The 5,325-nt window shown below is 74.9% G+C and carries 5 protein-coding genes; 1 reads left to right on the top strand and 4 read right to left on the bottom strand.

The window, feature by feature from the left end:
• The 4 genes from AWW66_RS31190 to AWW66_RS31175 all read right to left on the bottom strand — a co-directional run.
• Positions 1-860: AAA family ATPase (locus tag AWW66_RS31190; protein ID WP_157528249.1), on the bottom strand; the 860-nt coding region annotated here is incomplete at its 3' end.
• Positions 860-2,008, bottom strand: coding sequence for an exonuclease SbcCD subunit D (locus tag AWW66_RS31185; RefSeq protein WP_067374167.1), 1,149 nt, complete (start codon positions 2,006-2,008; stop codon positions 860-862). The genes AWW66_RS31190 and AWW66_RS31185, both read right to left, overlap by 1 nt.
• Positions 2,009-2,020: 12 nt before the next feature.
• Complete coding sequence (locus tag AWW66_RS31180) at positions 2,021-3,769, bottom strand: ATP-binding protein (protein ID WP_067374164.1); 1,749 nt, start codon at positions 3,767-3,769, stop codon at positions 2,021-2,023.
• Positions 3,770-4,018: 249 nt separating this feature from the next.
• Positions 4,019-4,783, bottom strand: coding sequence for a pyrimidine reductase family protein (locus AWW66_RS31175; RefSeq protein WP_067374161.1), 765 nt, complete (start codon positions 4,781-4,783; stop codon positions 4,019-4,021).
• Between the two features lie 150 nt (positions 4,784-4,933).
• Here AWW66_RS31175 and AWW66_RS31170 point away from each other — a divergent pair.
• The coding region (locus AWW66_RS31170; protein WP_067374157.1) for a plasmid pRiA4b ORF-3 family protein at positions 4,934-5,325 on the top strand (392 nt) is incomplete at its 3' end.

Raw genomic sequence — 5,325 nt, 5'->3', positions numbered from 1 at the left:
CGGGCCACCTCGGCCACCCCGTCCGGCGCCCGCACCGCCCCGAGCACCGTCAGCTCGGCGTCGAGGGCGGCCAGCGCCGCGTGCGCCTCCCGCGCCGCCGACCGGGCCCGCTCCCGCTCCGGTACGGCCGCCGCGACCGCCCCGGCCAGCTCGTGTGCCCGGGTCACCCCGGCCTGCGCCCCGGCCAGCGCCGCGTCGTCAACGTCGTCGAGCCCGGCGAGCATCCGGGCCACCGCCTCCAGCTTCGCCTCGGCCTGCCCGGCCCGCTCGGTGGCCCGCTTCTGCACCCGCTCGTAGACGCCGAGGCCGAGCAGGTTGACCAGGATCTGCTGCCGGGTGGCCGGCTTGGCGTGCAGGAAGTCGGCGAACTGTCCCTGCGGCAGCACCACGCAACTGGTGAACTGCTCGTACGGCAGCCCGACCGCCGTCAGCACCGCGCCGTCCATCTCGGCCGGGGTGCCGGCCACCACCTCGCCCAGGTCCTCCGGGCTGAGCCCGGTGTCCAGCTTGGTCACGTCGAACCCGGCCGGCATGAGCTGCAACCCGGCGTTGGTGGTCTTGACGTTGCCCCGGCCGTCCCGGCGCACCACCCGGGTCGCCACGTACCGGTCCCCGGCGGACTCGAACACCAGCCGGACCCGGGCCTCGGTCGCCGACGGGGCGAGCGCGTTCGACAGCCCCCGCGCCCCGCCCCAGCGGGGCACCGCGCCGTAGAGCACGAAACAGATCGCGTCCAGCACCGTCGACTTGCCCGACCCGGTCGGCCCGACCAGGGCGAAGAAGTCCGCGTCGGTGAAGTCGACGGTGGTCGGGTCCCGGAAGACGGTGAAGCCCGCCATGTCCAGCCGCATCGGTCGCACTACGGGTCGACCTCCTCGAACAGCTCGTCGAACAGCGCCCGGACCTCGGAGTCGGCGTGGCCCCGGCTGTCCAGGTAGTCGGCGAAGAGCTGCCGGGGCGAGCGGCCGGCCCGCTGGGCGGTGCGGGCGCCGGAGCCGGGGGCCGGCACCAGCTCCGGGTCGATCCGGATCTCCACCGCCGAGGGGAGCAGCTCCTGCACCTCCTCCCGCAGCCCGGCGCGCGGCTGCTCCCGGACGTACACCCGCAGCCAGCCCTCGGGCGGGGTGGCCTCGGCGAGCTGGGCCAGGGTGCCCCGGAGCGTGCGCAGCGGGATCGCGGCGGCCACCGGCACCTCCCGGACGCGGGCCGCCGTGGTGGCGGTCACCTCCACCATCGTCACCGAGCAGACGTTCTCCTGCTCGCCGAAGTCCACCGCGATCGGGCTGCCGCTGTACCGGATCGGGCAGGGGCCGATCACCCGCTGCGACCGGTGCAGGTGCCCCAGCGCCACGTAGTGCGCGGTGCCGGGGAAGACCGAGGTCGGCACCGCGTACCCGAGCACGGTGTGCGCGTCCCGCTCCCCGCCGCCGACCGCCGCGCCGACCACGGTCAGGTGCGCGGTGACCAGGTGTACCCGGTCCGGCTCGTCGAAGCCCTCGGTGAGCCGGGCCAGGATCCGCCCCAGGTGGTCGGCGTACGTCTGGGTGGCCTCGGCGGCGGTCAGCTCGTACATCTCCACCGCGCGGACGGCGTACCGCTGGGACAGGAACGGCAGCGCGGCCACCCGCCACCGCTCGCCGCCGGCGGTGACGCCGTCGACGACGTGCTCGTCCGGGTCCTCCCGGACGCTGCCGCGCAGGGTGATCCCGGCCGCCTCGGCCCACGGGCGCAGCGCGTCCAGCGCGGCGCCGTTGTCGTGGTTGCCGCCGATCGCCACCACGTCCGCGCCGGTGCGGCGCAGCGCGGTCAACGCCCGGGTGACCAGCCGGGTCGCCTCCGGGGTGGGCGCGGCGGTGTCGTACAGGTCACCGGCGACGATCACCAGGTCGGGGCGCTCGACCCGGGCCACGTCGATGATCCCGGCGAGGACCTGCTTGTGCTCCTCGGCCCGGGAGCGGCCCTTGAGCACCTTGCCGACGTGCCAGTCGGAGGTGTGCAGGATCTTCATGAGTGGGTGCCCCTAGAACGGGATGTCGTCGTCGCTGCCGCCGCCGGAGCCGACCACCGCGAACGGGTCGGCCGCCCCGGTGATCGACCGGAGCGTCTCCGAGGGGGCCCGACCCGCCTCGGAGACCCGGGTGGCCCAGGCCGGGAAGGGGAACTCCAGGCAGAGCGGGACCGGGATGTCCGGCTGGTTGACGAACATCGTGCCCGGCTTGGCCAGCAGGGCCCGCTGCCGCTGCGCGGGCGGGAGGAAACCGTACTCCGGGCGGGACGCCTCGGCCGGGTCCAGCCGGCCGACCACCCGGATCGCCGAGTTGGTGACGATGCGTCGTTCCACCTCGCTGGCGGTCTGCTGCGCGCCGACCAGGATCACCCCCAGCGACCGCCCCCGCTCGGCGATGTCCAGCAGCACCTCCTTGATCGGGGAGGAGCCCTCCCGGGGGGCGTACTTGTTCAGCTCGTCGAGGACGACGAAGAGCAGCGGCTTGGCGGTGCCGGCCTTCTCCTTGCGCTCGAACTCGCTCTTGAGCGTCACGCCGACCACGAACCGCTGCGCCCGGTCCGGCAGGTTGTGCAGGTCGACCACGGTGACCTGGGCGCTCTCGGCGGTGTTGATGCTGTGCGGGCGACGGGCGGCCAGGTCGCCCCGGATCAGCCGGCTCAGGTCCTTCTTGCTGCCGATCAGCCGGCGGGCGAAGGCGTTGACCGTGCCGACGCCGACCGCGCTGCCGGCCCACTCGCCACGGGTCTCGTCGTCGGTGAGCTGCTCGACGATGTGGTCGACCAGGTCGGCGTAGGTGCCGAGGCGGACCCCGTCGACGCTCACCCCGCCGTCGGCGGGCTGGGCGTACCGGGCCAGGTGGGCGGCGACCGAGTGGACCACCATCGTGTACTGCTGGCGCTCGTCGTCGGCGTCGGCGAAGACGTACGGCAGCAGCCGGTCGGCGCAGAACTCGCTCAGCGTCCAGTAGAAGCTGTCCACCCCGGTCAGCCGGCTGCTCACGTCCGGCGTGCCGGAGGAGTCGCCGATCCGGGGCGGGGCGTACACCCGCACGTCCGGGAAGGCCCCGGCGGCCAGGCCGAGCTTCGCGTACCCGGCCCGGGTGGCGTCGTCGAGGCGGGTGTTGGGGTGGTCGAGGAAGAGCAGGTCCTCGCCCTTGACGTTGAAGATCAGCGCCTTGGCGTTGACCGCGTCCCCGCCGAGCACGCCGGAGCGGAAGACCGAGTAGAGCAGGAAGGTGGCGAAGCTGGTCTTGGTGGCCACCCCGGAGATGCCGGAGATCGAGACGTGCGCGCCCCGGGTGCCGTCGAGGAAGTCGGCGTTGAGGTAGACCGGCACCCCGTCGCGGCCCATCCCCATCGGGATCCGCCGTTCCATCCGGTCGAAGTGCAGCGCCCGCGCCCGCGCGTCGCCCTCGGCGCGGTGCACCACCGCCCCCGGGTGCGGGGGCACGTAGAACTCCGGGTCGACCCGGGTGGTGGTGATCTCGGCGGCCTCCTGCACCATCGCCGGCAGCGTGCCGTCGGCGATGGCGAAGACGTCCGAGTCGAACTGGGCGCCCTCGTGCCGGGCGCGCACCTGGGTGACCACCCCGGCGATGGTCACCGGCTCCCGGTCGGGCAGCTCGCGGCGGGTCACCACCACGTCGTCGAGCTGCAGGTAGCTGCCGGGGGCCACGGCCGTCCAGAACTGCAACGGGGTGGCGTCGGCGGTGCCGAGCACCCGCCCGACGCCGCCCGAGCCGTCGAACTCGTCGTCGGTCATCGGTGGGCTCCGGTCAGCCGGTGGTCTCCGTCAGCGAACACGCCCTGCATCCTGCCCGAGGAGTGTGACAGGTTGCCACGCGACGTGCCGCCGTCGACGCGCAGCGACGACCGGGGTACGGACGGTGCCCGGGTGGTCGGCGGGCGGTGCGCCGCCGTGGGCCGGCGTGGCGTCGGCCGGCGTGGCGTCGGCACCGGGCCGGCGACGCCCGGCCCCGAGAGGGCCGGGCCGGCGAGCCCCGGCGGCGGGTCAGCGGGCGTACCGGAGCAGGAGCGTGCCGTCGTCGGCGGCCAGCACGTGCCGCAGCGGGAGCCGCCGCAGCGCGCTCGACTCCCCGGCGGTGATCCGGCCCGGTCCGGGGCCGGCGAGCAGCGGCGTGACCGTGAGGCAGACCTCGTCGACCAGGTCGGCGCCGGTGAGCGCGCCGAAGAGCTGCGGCCCGCCCTCGCAGAGGAGCTGGCCCAGGCCGCGTCCGCGCAGCACGGCCAGGCCCGCCGCGAGGTCCACCCGGTCGGTGCCGCAGCGCACCAGGTCGGCGACGTCGGTCAGGCCGGGCGGCGGGTCGGCAGCCTCGTGGGTGAGCACCACCGGGCGGACCGGGGCGTCGGCGAAGGCGGCCTGCGCCGGGTCGAGCCGCAGCGAGCCGGAGACCACCACCAGCGTCGGGTACGCGGGCAGCCCGTGCCCGACGCGCCAGGCCCGCCGGGCCTCGTTGAGGCGCAGCGCCCGGTACGCCTCCTGGCGCAGCGTGCCGGCGGCCACCAGCAGCCCGTCGCAGAGCATCCGCAGCAGGCCGAAGACCCGCTTGTCCGGCCCGCCGGAGAGCCCGGCGGAGTAGCCGTCCACACTCACCGCGCCATCGACGCTGGTCACGAAGTTCATCCGCAGGTGGGGCCGGTCGGCGCGGTCGTACAGCGCGGTCAGCTCCGGGTCGGTCAGCGGGGCCGGGCGGGCGTCCCCGGGCCCGGCGGTGGGGGGCGGCGAGAGTCGGTGAATATCGACGCGTCCGCTCATTCGCCGGCCGGACCGGTCACCGGAGGAGTGGGCGCGGGGGTACGGTGCTGGCAGTCGCACCAGTTCCGGCCGGGGCACTCGTCGTGCCGCCGCGCCCGGCACGCTCGGCAGATCATGCCGGCAGCCTATGCCGAGGAAGGATGGGGCCGCATGTCGCGTCAGATCTTCCAGCTCAAGGTGTCTCTGGCCGGGATCCGACCACCGGTCTGGCGGCGGGTGCTGGTGCCCGGCGCGTACACGCTGGACCGGCTGCACCGGGTGGTGCAGTACGCGGTGGGCTGGCGGGACTGCCACCTGCACTCGTTCGACATCGACGGGGTGTCGTACGGCGACCCCGACCCGGACCCGGACGGCGAGCTGGCCCTGCGCGACGAGCTGGAGGTACGGCTCGACGCGGTGCTGGGCAAGGGCAGCCGGTTCCGGTACACCTACGACTTCGGCGACTGGTGGGAGCACGACCTCGTGGTGGAGGACGTCGTCCTGGCCGACCCGGACGAGCGGTACCCGACCTGTCTCGACGGCGGGCGGGCCGGCCCGCCGGA

It is taken from the genome of Micromonospora rosaria, from assembly GCF_001567585.1.
In the GTDB taxonomy this organism is placed as follows: Bacteria; Actinomycetota; Actinomycetes; order Mycobacteriales; family Micromonosporaceae; genus Micromonospora; species Micromonospora rosaria.
The sequence above is the reverse complement of the archived record's forward strand: the minus strand, read 5'-3'. Positions and strand labels throughout refer to the sequence as shown.